Here is a 245-nt window from a genome sequence, read left to right as displayed (position 1 = left end):
CTTCCAAACCAATGTCTTTGGCGTGCATGACCTGACCTGTCAGGTGCTTCCGGTTATGCGGGCGCAGGGGCATGGCAGCATTGTCAATTGCTCGTCGGTGCTTGGCCTGGTCGCCGCCCCCTGGCGCGGGGCGTATAACGCCAGCAAATTCGCGCTTGAGGGGCTGACAGACACGCTGCGGCTGGAAATGCGGGACACCGATATCAATATCATCCTGCTCGAACCCGGCCCGGTCACATCCATGC

General features: G+C 60.8%; 1 protein-coding gene. It reads left to right on the top strand.

The window, feature by feature from the left end:
- A partial coding sequence (locus tag Q4528_RS15400; protein ID WP_303522585.1) for an SDR family NAD(P)-dependent oxidoreductase occupies positions 1–245 on the top strand: 245 nt, incomplete at both ends.

Origin of the sequence: Staphylococcus pasteuri, assembly GCF_030547725.1 — a bacterium.
Taxonomy (GTDB): Bacteria; Bacillota; Bacilli; order Staphylococcales; family Staphylococcaceae; genus Staphylococcus; species Staphylococcus pasteuri.
Note: the sequence above shows the minus strand (reverse complement) of the source record. Positions and strands in the feature narration are given on the sequence as shown.